The sequence below is a fragment of the Microterricola pindariensis genome (assembly GCF_002936985.1).
Classification (GTDB): Bacteria; Actinomycetota; Actinomycetes; order Actinomycetales; family Microbacteriaceae; genus Microterricola; species Microterricola pindariensis.
In genome coordinates, this window is sequence record NZ_MPZN01000069.1 from 1 (window position 1) to 15,161 (window position 15,161).

The 15,161-nt window shown below is 70.4% G+C and carries 11 protein-coding genes and 2 pseudogenes; 8 read left to right on the forward strand and 5 right to left on the reverse strand.

Annotated features, from left to right (window positions below):
- Positions 1 to 646: pseudogene (locus GY24_RS14845) on the reverse strand (isocitrate lyase); the annotation flags it as partial.
- Positions 647 to 891: 245 nt separating this feature from the next.
- On the opposite strand from GY24_RS14845, the gene GY24_RS14850 reads away from it, so the two are divergent.
- From GY24_RS14850 to GY24_RS14875, 6 genes are all read left to right on the forward strand, one after another.
- Positions 892 to 2,223, forward strand: a complete 1,332-nt coding sequence (locus tag GY24_RS14850) for an ABC transporter ATP-binding protein (protein WP_233279396.1) — start codon at positions 892 to 894, stop codon at positions 2,221 to 2,223.
- Positions 2,220 to 3,407, forward strand: a complete 1,188-nt coding sequence (locus GY24_RS14855; protein ID WP_104477076.1) for an extracellular solute-binding protein — start codon at positions 2,220 to 2,222, stop codon at positions 3,405 to 3,407. Before GY24_RS14850 ends, GY24_RS14855 begins: the two co-directional genes overlap by 4 nt.
- Positions 3,407 to 4,312 carry an ABC transporter permease gene (locus GY24_RS14860; RefSeq protein WP_104477078.1) on the forward strand — a complete coding sequence of 302 codons (906 nt, stop codon included), beginning with the start codon at positions 3,407 to 3,409 and terminating at the stop codon, positions 4,310 to 4,312. Before GY24_RS14855 ends, GY24_RS14860 begins: the two co-directional genes overlap by 1 nt.
- Positions 4,309 to 5,217, forward strand: a complete 909-nt coding sequence (locus GY24_RS14865; protein ID WP_083365193.1) for an ABC transporter permease — start codon at positions 4,309 to 4,311, stop codon at positions 5,215 to 5,217. Before GY24_RS14860 ends, GY24_RS14865 begins: the two co-directional genes overlap by 4 nt.
- 57 nt (positions 5,218 to 5,274) lie before the next feature.
- On the forward strand, positions 5,275 to 6,927 hold the full coding sequence (locus GY24_RS14870; protein ID WP_104477080.1) for an amidohydrolase: 1,653 nt from the start codon (positions 5,275 to 5,277) through the stop codon (positions 6,925 to 6,927).
- Positions 6,928 to 7,286: 359 nt separating this feature from the next.
- A complete protein-coding gene (locus GY24_RS14875; protein WP_104477082.1) occupies positions 7,287 to 8,816 on the forward strand; it encodes a helix-turn-helix transcriptional regulator in 1,530 nt (509 codons plus the stop codon).
- A 96-nt stretch (positions 8,817 to 8,912) separates the two neighbouring features.
- Here the strand turns inward: GY24_RS14875 and GY24_RS14880 are convergent, their stop codons facing one another.
- On the reverse strand, positions 8,913 to 11,480 hold the full coding sequence (locus GY24_RS14880; RefSeq protein WP_104477084.1) for a DEAD/DEAH box helicase: 2,568 nt from the start codon (positions 11,478 to 11,480) through the stop codon (positions 8,913 to 8,915).
- Between the two features lie 302 nt (positions 11,481 to 11,782).
- Here GY24_RS14880 and GY24_RS14885 point away from each other — a divergent pair, with 302 nt between their 5' ends.
- Entirely contained in the window at positions 11,783 to 12,535 is a 753-nt protein-coding gene (locus GY24_RS14885) for an RNase H family protein (protein WP_104477085.1), read from the forward strand.
- Between the two features lie 6 nt (positions 12,536 to 12,541).
- Here GY24_RS14885 and pnuC read toward each other — a convergent pair whose 3' ends face one another.
- Together pnuC and GY24_RS14895 are read right to left on the reverse strand one after the other, a co-directional pair.
- Positions 12,542 to 13,219 carry a nicotinamide riboside transporter PnuC gene (gene pnuC / locus GY24_RS14890; RefSeq protein ID WP_104477087.1) on the reverse strand — a complete coding sequence of 226 codons (678 nt, stop codon included), beginning with the start codon at positions 13,217 to 13,219 and terminating at the stop codon, positions 12,542 to 12,544.
- Positions 13,220 to 13,224: 5 nt separating this feature from the next.
- Positions 13,225 to 13,722: a DUF3054 domain-containing protein gene (locus GY24_RS14895; protein ID WP_104477089.1), complete on the reverse strand. Its 498-nt coding sequence runs from the start codon at positions 13,720 to 13,722 to the stop codon at positions 13,225 to 13,227.
- Between the two features lie 211 nt (positions 13,723 to 13,933).
- Here GY24_RS14895 and GY24_RS14900 point away from each other — a divergent pair, with 211 nt between their 5' ends.
- On the forward strand, positions 13,934 to 14,320 hold the full coding sequence (locus GY24_RS14900) for a hypothetical protein (RefSeq protein WP_104477091.1): 387 nt from the start codon (positions 13,934 to 13,936) through the stop codon (positions 14,318 to 14,320).
- Here the strand turns inward: GY24_RS14900 and GY24_RS17725 are convergent.
- Positions 14,317 to 15,161 (reverse strand): annotated as a pseudogene (locus GY24_RS17725) (thioredoxin domain-containing protein); the annotation flags it as partial. The gene GY24_RS14900 and the pseudogene GY24_RS17725 sit on opposite strands and share 4 nt — an antisense overlap.

Sequence of the window (15,161 nt, forward strand, 5' to 3'; positions counted from 1 at the left end):
TGGCCAGCTGGTCCTCCCAGTGCACGCCGGCCGCCCCGGCCTCGATCATCGACGCCATCAGCTCGTAGGCGTTCAGCGGTCCGCCGAAACCGGCCTCGGCGTCGGCGACGATCGGCGCCATCCAGTCGATGGGGTCCGCGTCGGTGGAGCCGGTCGACGTCGAGGGGTCCCCCTCGGCGAACTCGATCTGCCCGGCACGCAGCAGCGCGTTGTTGATGCGGCGCACGACGGCCGGAACCGAGTTGGCCGGGTAGAGCGACTGGTCGGGGTAGGTCTGGCCAGAGAGGTTGGCGTCGGCGGCCACCTGCCAGCCGGAGAGGTAGATCGCTTTGAGGCCTGCCCGCACCTGCTGCACCGCCTGGTTCCCGGTCAACGCGCCGAGGGCGGCCACCCAGCGGGGGTCCTCCGGCGTGCCGTTGTTCTGGATCTCGCCCCACAGCTTCTCCGCACCGCGCCGAGCGAGCGTGCGCTCCTCGCGCACCGGGCCACGCAGAGCGATCACATCGGCGGCGGTGTAGTCGCGGCGGATGCCCTCCCATCGCGGGTCGGCCGCCCACTCGAGTTCGAGCTGTTCGGCGGTCTGCGTCTGGTCACCGGCCCGTGCCGACTGGGGGAACGCCTCGGGGCTGGTGCTGGCGTGCGTCATGGTGTTCTCCTTCGAACGGTGCGGGTGAGACGGGCGGTTCTGGCCGTCTCGGTTCTGGCTTGAACCCACTCTGCGCCGCCGCGGGCAGCTGCACCCGACGGATCCGGGGGTGAACTTTCGCGGAATTTCTGTCCGGCGGAACTCCTCCGCTTTCGACGGCCGAACGGCCCGATTTCGACGGTCTCAGCAAAAAGCTGGCCCTCTCGCAACGGAATGCATTGTGCAAAACCACTTTCAACGATTGAATGACCTCTACAACTGCAGCTATGGAGGTGCCGGTGACCGTTCTCGACGACCATGCAAATGCGAGTGCGTCACGCGCGCAGAGCAGCACTGGGGCCATCGAGCTGAGGGGTATCAGCAAGTTCTACGGCGACACGGCGGCCGTCAATGATCTGAGTCTCGACATCGCGGCTGGTGAATTCATCTCCCTGCTCGGGCCCTCCGGCTGCGGCAAGACCACGACGCTGCGCATGATCGCCGGCTTCGAACACCCGGATGCCGGTGACATCTTCATCTCGGGCCAGAGCGTGCTCGGCCAGCCGCCGTACCGCCGCAACGTCAACACCGTCTTCCAGGCGTACGCGCTGTTCCCGCACATGAGCATCGCTGAGAACGTCGCCTACGGGTTGCAGCAGAAGCGCACCCCGAAGGCCGAGATCCGCGAGCGGGTGGCCGAGGCCCTCGACATGGTGCAGATGCGCCGCTTCGCCGACCGCAAGCCGACACAGCTCTCCGGCGGCCAGCAGCAGCGCATCGCCCTGGCCCGCGCACTCGTCAACCGGCCGGCCGTGCTGTTGCTCGATGAGCCGCTCGGCGCGCTCGACCGGCAGCTGCGCGAGGAGATGCAGCTGGAGCTCAAGCTGCTGCAGTCCCGCCTCGGCATCACCTTCGTCTTCGTCACGCACGACCAGGGCGAGGCGCTCTCGATGAGCGACCGGATCGCCATCATGCGCGACGGGCACATCGAGCAGCTCGCCGACGCCGACACCATCTACGCCGCACCGGCCACGGCCTACGTCGCCGGGTTCGTCGGCCAGCAGAACTTCCTCACCGGCACCATCGTCGGCGACGAGCCGGGCGCCACCCTGCTGCGGAGTGCACACGGCCTGATCCGGGCGGCGAAGATCGCCTCCGGCACCCCCCGCCTTCGAGTCGGCGCCGCCGCGCAGGCGGCCGTGCGCCCCGAGTTCGTGCAGATCAGCGCGCGAACGGGCGGCGCGCATGCCGCATCCACCGGCGCAGACGTGGGTGGTGCCGACGGCTCCAACCGGGTCGCCGGCACGCTCATCGGCGTCTCCCACCTCGGCGAGACGATGCAGTACCTCGTGCAACTCGGCGGCGGCAACGGCACCGACACGCAGAGCCTGCTCGTCCGCCGGCCCACCCCCGAGGCGCCGAGGCTCGCCATCGGGGACGACGTCTGGTGCTCTTGGAGCCCGGACTCCGTCATCCTCTTCGCCGCGGACGAGCTGCCAGACAGCGCGCACGTCGAGCCGCCGACTCTTTCCCCCGTACTGGCAACCCCTGCACCGGCAACCCCTGCACCGGCAACCCCCTTGGAGGACCACTCATGACCGCTGAACGTTCCCCCCTGCGCATTCTCGCCAGCTCATCCGCGGCCCCGATCATCGCCCGCGAGCTCAGTCGCCGGCGCTTCCTCAGCTTCGCCGCCGCCGCGGGCGGCACCCTATTCCTGGCGGCGTGCAGCAGCCCGGGCAGCAACGCGGGCAGCAGCGCCCAGGCCTCCGGCGGCCCGCTCGAGGACAAGCTCTCCATCTACACCTGGGGCGATTACGACGCCCCGAGCGTGCTCGAGGACTTCACGTCGACGCTCGGCCCGGCCATCACCCTGGACTCCTTCGCCTCCAACGAGGAGATGATCTCCAAGCTCGTCGCGGCCAAGGGCACCAGCGGCTACGACATCATCGTGCCGACCGGCCCGTTCATCCCGCAGATGATCGAGAACGGCCTGCTCACCAAGCTCAACCGCGACCTCATCCCGAACATCCAGTACATGGACCCGGCCTTCCTCGGCCAGGACTGGGACTCCGGCAACGAGTACACCATCTGCAAGGCCTGGGGAACGACCGGCTTCGTCTACGACAAGACCGTCATCACCCGCGAGCTCACCAGCTGGGACGACTTCATCGACGCCGCCCAGAACGAGGCCAGCGGCAAGACGTCGCTGCTGGACGACCCGGCCCCGCTGGCCGGCATCTACTTCTGGTCCAACGGCATCGACTGGATGACGACCGACCCCGCCGAGCTCGACGCCTGCGAGAACTTCCTCGTCAACGAGCTCGCCCCGCACGTCACCGCCTTCGACTCCTACCCCGGCGGCGCCGCGATCCCGCAGGCGACGCACGCCCTCATGCAGGTCTGGAACGGCGACGCCCGCATCGGAATCCAGGAGAGCCCCGACCCGGAGCGCTGGCAGTGGGTGCTCGGAGCCCCCGACACCGAGCTCTGGATGGACAACTGGGCGATCGCCGCCGGCGCGCCGCACCCGGAGGCCGCGCACGCCTTCATCAATTTCGTGCTCACCCCGGAGAACTCGCTCTCCGAGCTGGACTACATCGGCTACCACACCGGCGCGCTCGACATCCAGACGGCGGCAGAGGATGCCGGCATCGAGATGCTCGACCTGGTCTTCTTCTCCCCCGAGCAGATCGCCACGATGCACACCGGCAAGGTCACGGAGGCCCAGCAGCGCATCGTCGACATCTGGAACAACACCAAGGCCGCAGCGGGCGCTTGATGGCAAGCCCCTCCGCCCCGCGCCGGCTGCCGGCGCCGCTCCTGGCCTTCCCCGCCTGGGCCTGGCTGCTCTTCTTCTTCGTCGCGCCCGTCGGCATGGTGCTCTGGTTCAGCTTCGGCTACAAGCCGGGCATCTTCGGCACGCACGCCAACGACGTGCTCTCCTTCGACCGCTACATCGAGGCGCTCTCGCCCACGTTCTTCGCCACCTTCGTCAACACGCTCTGGGTGGGGCTGGCCGGCACGGCGCTCTGCCTGGTGATCGGCGGCCCCGTGGCGTACTGGATGGCGGTGAAGGCGCCGATGAACCGGCGCGGGCTGCTGCTGGCGCTCGTCATGGTGCCGTTCTGGACCAACTTCCTGGTGCGCACGATTGGCTGGCAGGTGATCCTCGCGCCCGAGGGCTGGCTGTCCACGCTGCTGCAGGCCGTCGGCCTGCAGGAGGGGCCGCTCGAGCTGCTCTACACTCGCACCGCCGTGCTCATCGGCGTCGTCTACAACTATCTGCCGCTGATGATCCTGCCCCTCTTCGTCGCCTTCGACCGGGTGGGCGGCTCCCTCCGCGAGGCCAGCAAGGACCTGGGCGCGAACCGCATCCGCACCTTCACCCAGGTCACCGTGCCACTGGCCCAGCCCGGCATCGTCGCCGGCGTGCTGCTCGTCTTCATCCCGCTGATGGGTGACTACATCACCGCGACGGTGCTCGGCGGCGCGAAGGGCAACATGATCGGCCAGTTGGTGGCCAGCCAGTTCCAGACAGCGCAGAACTGGGCGCTCGGCTCGGCGATGGCCGTGCTGCTGATCCTGGTGATCGCGCTCACCGTCGCCGCCGGGGCGCTGCTGCTCTGGCTGCTGACCTGGCCGGCCCGTTCCCGTCGACGCCTGGTGTTGGGAGACGCATCATGACCGAGTTGCATGCCACCCGCGCCATCGCGGTCGCCGAGGGGTCCCGTTCGCGGAGCCGGTTCCGCACCCGGCGCTCGGCCGCCGACATCGGCCTCACCGTCTGGAGCATCGCGGTCTTCCTGTTCCTGTTCGCGCCGATCATCGTGATCATCGCCTACTCGTTCAACGTGGGCCGGCTGCTCGTCTCCTGGGATCACTTCGGCTTCGACTCCTTCGCCGCGATCGTCACGAAGCCGGCGATCCGGGATGCCGTCCTGGTGTCGATCCGCACGGGCGCCGTCGCCGCGCTGCTCGCGACCGCGCTCGGCACGCTGGCCGGCATCGCCATGGCCCGGCGCCCCGGCAAATGGGTGTTCTGGTTCATCGGGCTGCTGCTGCTCGTCTCGGTCACCCCGGAGATCGTGGATGCCGTCGCGCTGCTGCCCTGGCTCGTCTTCCTCGGCCAGGACCTCGGCCTCGGCATCTTCAGCGACGGCATCGTGCGCCTCGTCATCGGGCACTCCCTGTTCTCCACGGCGATCGTCGCGTATATCGTGCGGGCCAGGCTTGTCGGCCTGGACGCACAACTCGAGGAGGCATCCGCTGACCTGTACGCGCCGCCGCTGCGCACCTTCTGGCGGGTCACCCTGCCGCTCGCGCTGCCCGCCGTGCTCGCCGGAGGCCTGCTCTCGTTCACGCTGAGCCTCGACAACACCATCGTCGCGGCCTTCGTGCAGGTGTCCGGAACGACGCCGTGGCCGGTCTACGTGCTGAGCGCCCTGCGCAGCGGGCTCCGACCCGAGATCGCCGCCGTGTCGACGATCATGCTGCTGCTCACCCTCTTCGCCCTCGCCATGGTGGCCGTCGTGCTGCGGCGGGCCGGCGACTCCGCCACGCAGATCGCGCGCACCATGGCGGGAAGCTAAGAACACTCGAACCCAGGACAAGCTCCGCACCACCACTGCCAGCCCGAAGGAGCAGCAATGACCAGTACAGACGCCGACCTCGTCTTCTCCGGTGGGACCGTCTTCACCGCCAATACCGTGCGCGCCACGGCGAGCGCCGTCGCCGTCCGCGGCGGGCGCATCATCGCCGTCGGGCATGAGGAGGTGCGCGAGCTGATCGGCCCGCACACCGAGCTGGTGAACCTGGCCGGCCGCCTGCTCGTGCCCGGTTTCCAAGACGCGCACGTGCACCCGGTCTGGGGCGGGCTCGACCTCATGCGCTGCAACCTGGCCGACGCCAACACGCGCACCGAGTACCGCTCGCTCATCGCCGAGCACGCCCGCGACAACCCAGACACCGAGTGGATCCTGGGCGGCGGCTGGAGCATGTCGGTGTTCCCGGGCGGCACCCCCCTGGCATCCGACCTGGACGACATCGTCGGCGACCGGCCCGCCTTCCTGACCAACCGCGACGGCCACGGCGCCTGGGTCAGCTCGCGCGCCCTGCAGCTGGCCGGCATCGACCGCAACACCCCCGACCCGGCCGACGGCCGCATCGAGCGGCTCGCCGACGGCACGCCGTCCGGCACGCTGCACGAGGGCGCGATGACACTGGTCAACAGGCTGCTGCCGAAGGTGGGCGCCGCCGGCATGCGCGAGGCGCTGCTCACCGGGCAGTCCTACCTGCACTCGCACGGGGTGACGGCCTGGCAGGATGCCATCGTCGGCAGCTACGGCGATGCCGACGACCCGGCCCCGAGCTATCTGGCTGCGGCCCGCTCCGGCGAGCTGACCGGGCGCGTCGTCGGGGCGCTCTGGTGGGATCGCAGCCGCGGCCTGGAGCAGATCGAGGAGCTGGTGGCGCGTCGGGCCGAGGTGCACTCGGGCCGCTTCACCGCGACCAGTGTCAAGGTGATGCAGGACGGCGTCGCCGAGAACTTCACCGCGTCGATGCTCGAGCCATACTCCGACGGGCACGGGCACCCGAGCGACAACTCGGGCATCAGCTTCGTGCCGCCCGAGATCTTGAACGAGGCTGTCCCGCTGCTCGACGAGCTCGGCTTCCAGCTGCACTTCCACGCCATCGGCGACCGCGCCGTGCGGGAGTGCCTGGACGCCGTCGCCGTCGCCGTCGCGCGGAACGGACGCAACGACAACCGGCACCACATCGCGCACCTGCAGGTCGTTCACCCCGAGGACGTGCCGCGCTTCCGCGAGCTCGGCGTCGCCGCCAACATGCAGTCGTTCTGGGCGACGCTGGAGCCGCAGATGGTCGACCTCACGCTGCCGTTCCTCGGGCCGACCCGCTCCGCCTGGCAGTACCCCTTCGGCGACCTGCTCCGCTCCGGCGCCGTGCTGGCCGCCGGCAGCGACTGGTCGGTGTCGACGCCGAACCCGCTCGCCGCCATCCACACGGCCGTGAACCGCCAGGCGGCGCCCGGCTACGAGGAGGGCGACTACGAGCCGTTCCTGCCGGAGCAGGCGATCGACCTGGCCAGCTCGCTCACCGCATACACGGCCGGCTCGGCCTGGGTGAACCACCTGGACGACATCACCGGCACGATCGAGGTGGGCAAGTTCGCCGACCTCACCGTGCTCAGCCGCGACCCGTTCGCCGGGCCGAAGGAGGAGATCGGCCTCACCACGGTCGAGCAGACCTTCATCGAGGGCGAGCGCGTCTTCGGCGTCTAAGACTCTGCCCCCACTGGCGCGCGGGTGCGCCCCGTCTCACGTTGGCTCCCCGGCTTCGGGCGCTGCGCTGCTCGTTCCTCGCGGCGCGGCCCCCTCGAGCCGACGTGCACACGCCCGTTGGCTCGAGGGAGCGCGCCGGGACAGGGCCGACCCCTGCCCCGTTGGCTCAAGGGAGCGCGCCGGGACAGGGCCGACCCCTGCCCCGTTGGCTCAAGGGAGCGCGCTGGGGTGGGGCCGACCTATGCCCCGTTGGCTCGAGGGAGCGCCAGCGACCGAAGCCAACAGCGACCCGACCTCGAAACAGAAGTTTCGTGTTTGTTCTGTTTGTGCGTTCCGGTGGGGCGTGACAGCATCGGTTCATGATCACCGCCGATCGCACCGCCGACCCGACCCGTCCGACGCCGAGGGCGCCCGAGCGCGGCGCCACTGTGACGGGCGTCGAGACGCCGGATGCCGACACCGACGTCGACGCCCTCACGCTCGGCCGCCGCATCCGCCAGCGCCGCACCGCCATCGGCATGACGCTCGAGCAGCTGGCCGCCGCCATCGACCGCGCCCCCAGCCAGGTCTCCACCCTCGAGAACGGCAAGCGGGAGCCGCGCCTCTCCATGCTCCGCACCATCGCGCAGGCACTCGACACCAGCGTGGACGAACTACTCCGCGCCGAGGCGCCGAGCCCTCGCGCCGCACTGGAGATCGCCGTCGAGCGTGCCCAGCGCGGGCCCGTCTTCGGGGCGCTCGGGCTGCCGTCTTTCCGCGTGGGCAAAGGGCACAGCGACCAGACCCTGCAGACGATCCTGACCCTGCACAACGAGATCGACCGACTGCACCGCGAGCGCGCAGCCACCCCGGAGGAGGCCCGCCGGGCCAACGCCGAGCTCCGGGCCACGATGCGCGCCCGCGACAACTACTTCGCCGAGCTGGAGGGCGCGGCGGGCGCACTGCTCAATGCCGTCGGGCACACTGGCGGGCCGGTCTCCCAGCAGATGGTCGCCGACATGGCCAGCCACCTCGGCTACTCGCTGCACTACGTCGGTGATCTGCCGCACTCGACCCGCTCCGTCACCGACAAGCGGAACGGCAGGGTGTACCTGCCGACGGAGCAGTCGGCGTCCAGGGACTCCCGCTCCCCGATCCTGCAGGCGCTCGCCAGCCATCTGCTCGGCCACGAGGAGCCGCGAAATTACGCCGACTTTCTGCAGCAGCGCGTCGAGACGAACTACCTGACTGCGGCGATCCTGTTGCCGGAGCAGGCGACGGTGCGCTTCCTCAGCGAGGCCAAGAATCTGCGCCGCATCTCGATGGAGGAGCTGCGCGACGCCTTCGCCGTCTCCTACGAGACGGCCGCGCACCGCTTCACCAACCTGGCCACCGCGCGCCTGGACATCCCGGTGCACTTCATGAAGGTGCACGAGTCCGGCACCATCATCAAGGCGTACGAGAACGACGCGGTGCGCTTCCCGAGCGACGCGCTCGGCGCCGTCGAGGGCACGATCGTCTGCCGCAGCTGGACGGCGCGCACCGTGTTCGACGTCGAGGACCGCTTCAGCCCTTGGTACCAGTACACCGACACCCCGAGCGGAACGTTCTGGTGCACCTCCCGCATCGAGAAGGCCAAGGAGGGCGAGTACTCGGTGAGCGTCGGGGTGCCGTTCGCACACGTCAAGTGGTTCCGCGGCCGGGAGAGCACACACCGCGCCGTCTCCCGTTGTCCAGACGAGTCGTGCTGCCGCCGGGCGCCGTCCGATCTCGCCGAGCGCTGGGCGGAGCAGTCCTGGCCGGCCGCCCGCACACCGACGAGCCTGCTCGCCGCGCTGCCGACGGGCAGCTACCCCGGCGTCGACCAAACCGAGGTGTTCCAGTTCCTCGAGGCGCACGCGCCGAGCTAGCTCTCGGCCGGTTGGGAGGCGAACGGAAGATCGGGAGGCCGGCCGGCCCCCGTTCCCGCCTCCCAATCTTCCTTCGGCCTCCCAACGGGGGGGGGGCTAGAGCCGGCTCAGCCCGGTCACGCGCACGACGGCCTCGCCCGCCTCGTCGGATGCCGCCAGGTCGACGTCGGCGGTGATGCCCCAGTCGTGGTTGCCCTCGGGGTCGTCCAAGATCTGGCGAACCTTCCAGCTGGTGGCCGACTCCTCGATCAGCAGCAGGGCCGCGCCGCGGGCATCCGCCCCGGTCAGGATCTCGTCGTGCTCGTCGTAGTAGGCGTCGAGCGCCTCGCCCCACTCCGTCTCGCCGAAGCCGTGCTCGCCGTCCAGCTCGCCGAGCGCCACCGCGTCGTCGCGGGCCGCCAGCTGCACGCGGCGGAACAACTCGTTGCGCACCAGCACGCGGAACGCCCGCGTGTTGCTGGTGAGCCGCTTCGGCGCGGGCGGCACCACCTCGTGCTCGTGCGCGGCGTGCGCGGCGGCATCCGGGTGCACCATCTCGTTCCACTCGTCGATCAGGCTGGAGTCCACCTGCCGCACGAGCTCGCCGAGCCACTCGATCAGGTCGTGCAGATCCTCGTTCTTGAACTCGTCGGGGATCGTCTGCCGGGCGGCCCGGTACGCGTCGCTCAGGTAGCGCAGCACGACGCCCTCCGAACGGGCCAGCTTGTAGAAGGCGATGAACTCGCCGAACGACATCGCCCGCTCGTACATGTCGCGCACGACCGATTTGGGCGACAGCTCGAAGTCGGCGATCCACGGCTGGGCCAACTTGTAGGTGTCGAAGGCGGCCTCGAGCAGCTCGCCGAGCGGCTTCGGGTGCGTCACCTGCTCCAGCAGCTCCATGCGCTCGTCGTACTCGATGCCCTCCGACTTCATCGCCGCGACGGCCTCGCCGCGGGCGACGAACTGCTGCTGGCTGATCACCGGGCGCGGGTCGTCGAGGGTCGCCTCGAGGATGGAGAGGATGTCGAGGGCGAACGAGGGCGATTCCGGGTCGAGCAGCTCGAACGCGGCGAGCGCGAACGGCGACAGCGGCTGGTTGAGCGCGAAGTTCGGCGGCAGGTCGACCGTGAGGCGGATCTGGATCTCGCCGGACTCCAGCTGCCACTGCTCCACGATGCCGGCCTGGCGCAGCGTGCGGTAGATGCCGAGGGCCCGGCGGGCCAGCACCAGCTGATTGCGCCACGGCTCGTGGTTGTCGAAGACGAGGTCGTGCAGGTGCTGGTAGACATCGCCGCCGCGCCCGATGACGTTGATCATCATGGCGCTGGTGATTTGCATGCGCGAGCTGAGCGGCTCCGGCTCGGCGTCGATGAGCTTGCGGAAGGAGGGCTCACCCCACGAGACGAAGCCGTCCGGCGCCTTCTTGCGGATGATCTTGCGACGCTTCTTCGGGTCGTCGCCGGCCTTCTCGATCGCCTTGATGTTCTCGCTCTCGTGCTCCGGCGCCTGAGCGACGACGGTGCCGGCGGTGTCGAAGCCGGCGCGGCCGGCGCGGCCGGCGATCTGGTGGAACTCGCGCGCGGTCAGGTGCCGCATCCGCTGCCCGTCGTACTTGGTGAGCGCAGTGAGCAGCACCGTGCGGATCGGCACGTTGATGCCGACGCCGAGGGTGTCGGTGCCGCAGATGACGCGCAGCATGCCGCGCTGGGCAAGGGTCTCGACGAGGCGGCGGTACTTCGGAAGCATGCCGGCGTGGTGCACGCCGATGCCGGCCCGCAGCAGCCGGGAGAGCGTCTTGCCGAAACTCGTCGTGAAGCGGAACTCGGCGATGAGCTCGGCGATCTGCTCGCGCTGCTCGCGGCTGGCGATCTTGGCGCTGGAGAGCGACTGTGCCCGCTCCAGGGCGGCGGCCTGCGAGAAGTGCACCACGTAGATCGGTGACTGCCCGGTCGTGAGCAGCTCCTCGACGGTCTCGTGGATCGGCGTCGTCTCGTAATAGAAGTGCAGCGGCACCGGGCGCTCGACCCCGGTGACCTCGGCCGTCTCCCGGCCGGTGCGGGCGCTCAGGTCGTCGGCGATGGCGCGGGTGTCGCCGAGGGTGGCCGACATCAGCACGAACTGCACGCGCGGCAGCATGAGCAGCGGCACCTGCCAGGCCCAGCCGCGGTCGGGGTCGGCGTAGAAGTGGAACTCGTCCATGACGACCTGGTCGACCTCGGTGTCCTCACCGTGGCGCAGCGCCTGGTTGGCGAGGATCTCGGCGGTGCAGCAGATGATCGGGGCGTCCGGGTTGACCGCGGAGTCGCCCGTCATCATGCCGACATTGGCCGCGCCGAAGATCTCGACCAGCGCGAAGAACTTCTCGCTGACGAGCGCCTTGATCGGCGCCGTGTAGAAGCTGCGCTTGCCCGCGGCGAGCGCAGCGAAGTGGGCGCCGACGGCGACGAGCGACTTGCCGGTTCCGGTGGGGGTGCTGAGGATGAGGTTCGAGCCGGAGACGATCTCGAGCAGCGCCTCTTCTTGCGCCGGGTACAGCGTCAGGCCGCGGTCCTTCACCCAGTCCTCGAAGACGTCGAAGACGGCATCCGGCTCGAGCGCGTCGATGGCGTATTTGTCTGCTTCAGGGCCCCCGGATGCCGCACGCGGCAGTCGATCGAGCAGTGGGATCGTCTCGATCGTCATGCCCTCAAGTCTAGGCGGCTGCCTTGCACCCCACGTTGGCTCGAAGGAGCGCCAGCGACTGAGGCCAACCGCCACGCTGTGACCTTGGCTTCGGTCGCAAGCTCCCTCAAGCCAGCGGGGTATCGAGCACAACCCGCTGGTCGACTAGCGAGGCACGTGCACAACCCGCTGGTCGAGAAGCGGGGTATCGGGCACAACTCGCTGGTCGAGTAACGGGGTATCGGGCACAACCCGCTGGTCGAGTAGCGAGGGACGAGCGTATCGAGACCGGTATCCCCGCTCGGCAGTGAAAGACTGTCCCCATGACGATTATCGCCTCAGCCGACGGTTCAGCGCTTGGGAACCCGGGGCCCGCCGGCTGGGCCTGGTACGTCGACGACGACTGCTGGGCGGCCGGCGGCTGGCCGCACGCCACCAACAACCAGGGCGAGCTCACCGCGGTGCTCGAGCTGTTCCGCGCCACCGCGCACCTCGACGAGGACCTGCACGTGCTCTGCGACAGCCAGTACGTGATCAACTCGGTCACCAAGTGGATGCCCGGCTGGAAGAAGAAGGGCTGGCGCAAGGCCGACGGCAAGCCCGTGATGAACGTTGAGATCCTCAAGGAGATCGACGAGGCCCTGGCCGGCCGCCGCTACCGCTTCGAGTGGGTCAAGGGGCACGCCAACCACCCGATGAACGAGGCGGCGGACGCCCGGGCGCGCGCCGCGTCCGAGGCGTTCCAGAACCGCTCCCCCGTGCCGACCGGTCCCGGCTGGACCCGCGACGGAGCACCGGCCCGGGCTGCGGTCCCCACGACGAGCGCGCCCGCGGCGAGCGCGCCCGCGGCGAGCACTCCGGCAAGCCCGGAGCCGGCGGCATCCGCCCCCGTCGCCACCCAGCCGGACCTGTTCAGCTTCGACGAGCTCGGCGACATCGACGACGGGCTCTCGCCCGACGGCACCGAGTGGCGCGAGCTCACCCTGACGCTCAGCGTCGACGAGCACGCGCGCCTGCTCGGTCGCGCCCGCGACCACGGGGTCAGCCCGGAGGAGTTCCTGCGCAGCCTGATCTAGGCGAGGCTACGCGGGAACCGCCGGCGTCTCGCGGCGCTGCACCTTGACCCAGGTGAAGAAGCCCCAGAGCGTGAAGGCGCCGTAGAAGATGAACAGGATCGCCGAGGCGTAGTAGCCGGCGCTCAGAAGCAGCGGGACGCCGACGATGTCGACGGCCACCCAGATCAACCAGAACTCGGTCCAGCCCTTGGCCATGCCCCAGGTTGCCAGCAGCGACCCGACGAAGATCCAGGCGTCGGCCCAGACCGGCTCGAAGGAGCCCAGCGCCGTGAAGATCGGCGTGAGGATCGCCGTCCCGGCCACCATCGCCACGACGAGCGCCACCCGGATGCGCGCCCCGGCCCAGCGCGGCTGCACGGCCACGCTCATGCCGGTTGCGACGTCGACGCGTCGGCGGGTCTGCGACCAGCGCACCCAGCCGTAGACAGAGACGGCGATGAACATGATCTGCCGGCTGGCCTGGCCGAGCAGGTTCACGGGGTTCGGCGTGCCGAAGACGGCGCCGAGGAACACGGTGAACAAGAGCGCATTGCCGACGATGCCCACCGGCCAGGCCCAGATCTTGCGGCGCATCCCGCCGATCGCGCTCGCGATTCCGAAGCCATTGCCGATCACCTCGCGCCAGAGGATGGTCTGGTCGCCGATGACGAGCTGGGCGTCAAAAAGCCATTCGAGCACGTTCATGCGGTTTAGAGCCCGGGAGTGCGGTGGTTGGGGTCCCGCCGGGTCAGAGCGGCCTTCGCCTCAGCCTGGGCGGCCGCGTTGACGACGGCGGCCTCCTCGGCGGCGACCTTGGCGTCCCGACGCTTCTGCAGGATCCGCTCGACCCAGACGCCGAGCAAGCGCCAGCCGACGAGGAACGCGCCGAGTGTGAGCGTCGCGACGATGACGAAGGCGATGTCGGTGCCCTGCCCGGAGAGCGCGCGCAGCGCCATGCCGCCGGCCACGGTGACCAGCCAGATCAGGATGCCCGTCGGCCAGACTCGATCCGGCGAGCGCCAGGCCCGCGTGAGGAGCCAGCCGAGCAGCAGGGCGGCGAAGAACGGCCACGCCGTCTGCCAGGTGCCGGCGAGGTCGAAGGTCTCATCGTGGCTGCGGCGCCCGATCAGCACGAAGGCGAACACCAGGATCAGGTCGATCAGCAGGTCGGGAAGCACCTTGGGTCGCGCGGAACGGGTTTCAGACATACGTCCAGTGTATTTCGTGGTGGGCGGGTGCCGCGGGCCGGCGGATGCGGCCGCGAGGGCCTGCGTTACGCCGTGTGGCGCGCCGGTCGCCCGCGAAACCGGGCCGCACCCAGTTCGTCATCTGCCGGACATCCGAAGGGCATACGCTCAGCTCAGAAGCAACGCACCGCGGGGGCCGCAGCCGCCGCGGGCGTGCACGGGAGGGGTGCTCATGGGCAAGCAGGGGTCGGGGATCGAACACGAGGTGACGGCGGAGCCGGAGTCTCCCGGCCTGCACGCGCTCCGCCAGCTGGCCATGGCCGAGATCGCCCGCGACATCGAGCTGCACAGCGCCCTCGGTGAGGAACCGTTGCACTTCCTGCCCACGCTGCCGACCCTCGACGAGCAGGTTGTGCTCGACCTGCAGCGCGAGCGCTGCACGCTGCCGGAGCTGGCCGCGGAGCGGGCCCGCGCCTATCACCCGGCCGCCCGGCCGGGTGCGGCCGAGGAGTTCGAGTTCGGGCTGCTCCGGGCGATCGCACTCGAGTACCCCGCCCTGAGCGGCGCCGTGTGGCGGCTGCTCGGCCGGGCGCCCCGGCAGCTGGGCCGCGCCGGCTAGGGCAGGGGGCGCGCGCCCTCCGCGCCGGGTACCGCGGCCAGCAGCGCGGTGAGCTCGCCGGCATCCGTCACGGGCAGCCGGCAGACGAACTGCTCACAGAGGTAGCTCGTCGCCCGGCCGCCCGGCGTCCGGCGACCCGCGAAGAGCTCGAAGCCGGCCGCGGCGAAGGCTTCCGCCTGTGCCTCACTGAGCGCGATCTGCACCGAGACGGATGCCGCTTGCCGCCGCGCCTCGGCGAGCAGCGCCGCGGCGGCCCCGTCCGGCGCGCTGCCCGTAGGGGCATCGACTGTAACCACACTGACCAGTTGCACCACCGGGCGCCGGAGCCGCTCCGCCAGTGCGAGCAGCCCGCCGTAGCCGAGCGGGCGCTCCGCCGCGGTCGCCCCCACGACGGCGAGCGCGGCCTCAGCCGCCTCCCGGTGCCGGCGGTCGCCGCTGAGCAGCGAGAGCTCGAATGCGGCGGATGCCAGGGCGCTGAGCCCCGACGGGTAGGCCCCCTCCGAGGCGTCGAGCTCCAGCGCCATGCCCTGCGCGGCGAGCACGTCCTCCGCGCCGCCCGGCACCGCGAACGGGAGGCTGCTCCCCCGGGCCGCATCCAGGCAGGCGTCGACGAGGTCGCGCGCGATGACGGCGTAGCGGGCCTCCCCGCTGGCGCCGGCCAGGGCGAGCAGGCCACCGGCCAGCATGCCGTAGTCCTCGAGCGTGGCCGGGGCGTCCGAGACGCGCGCCCCGAGCGAGGCCCGCGCCAGCCGCCGCGGATCGCCCTCGGCCGCGGGGCGCAGGTGCAGCCGGAGCAGCGCCTCGGCGGCGGCGCGGGCGCCGTCGACCCACTCGGGCCGCT

Excerpts from the sequence above, each read along its gene's own strand:
- GY24_RS14850 (WP_233279396.1), top strand. The coding sequence starts at position 892 with ATGACCTCTACAACTGCAGCTATGGAGGTGCCGGTGACCGTTCTCGAC.
- GY24_RS14855 (WP_104477076.1), top strand. The coding sequence starts at position 2,220 with ATGACCGCTGAACGTTCCCCCCTGCGCATTCTCGCCAGCTCATCCGCG.
- GY24_RS14860 (WP_104477078.1), top strand. The coding sequence starts at position 3,407 with ATGGCAAGCCCCTCCGCCCCGCGCCGGCTGCCGGCGCCGCTCCTGGCC.
- GY24_RS14865 (WP_083365193.1), top strand. The coding sequence starts at position 4,309 with ATGACCGAGTTGCATGCCACCCGCGCCATCGCGGTCGCCGAGGGGTCC.
- GY24_RS14870 (WP_104477080.1), top strand. The coding sequence starts at position 5,275 with ATGACCAGTACAGACGCCGACCTCGTCTTCTCCGGTGGGACCGTCTTC.
- GY24_RS14875 (WP_104477082.1), top strand. The coding sequence starts at position 7,287 with ATGATCACCGCCGATCGCACCGCCGACCCGACCCGTCCGACGCCGAGG.
- GY24_RS14880 (WP_104477084.1), bottom strand. The coding sequence starts at position 11,480 with ATGACGATCGAGACGATCCCACTGCTCGATCGACTGCCGCGTGCGGCA.
- GY24_RS14885 (WP_104477085.1), top strand. The coding sequence starts at position 11,783 with ATGACGATTATCGCCTCAGCCGACGGTTCAGCGCTTGGGAACCCGGGG.
- pnuC (WP_104477087.1), bottom strand. The coding sequence starts at position 13,219 with ATGAACGTGCTCGAATGGCTTTTTGACGCCCAGCTCGTCATCGGCGAC.
- GY24_RS14895 (WP_104477089.1), bottom strand. The coding sequence starts at position 13,722 with ATGTCTGAAACCCGTTCCGCGCGACCCAAGGTGCTTCCCGACCTGCTG.
- GY24_RS14900 (WP_104477091.1), top strand. The coding sequence starts at position 13,934 with ATGGGCAAGCAGGGGTCGGGGATCGAACACGAGGTGACGGCGGAGCCG.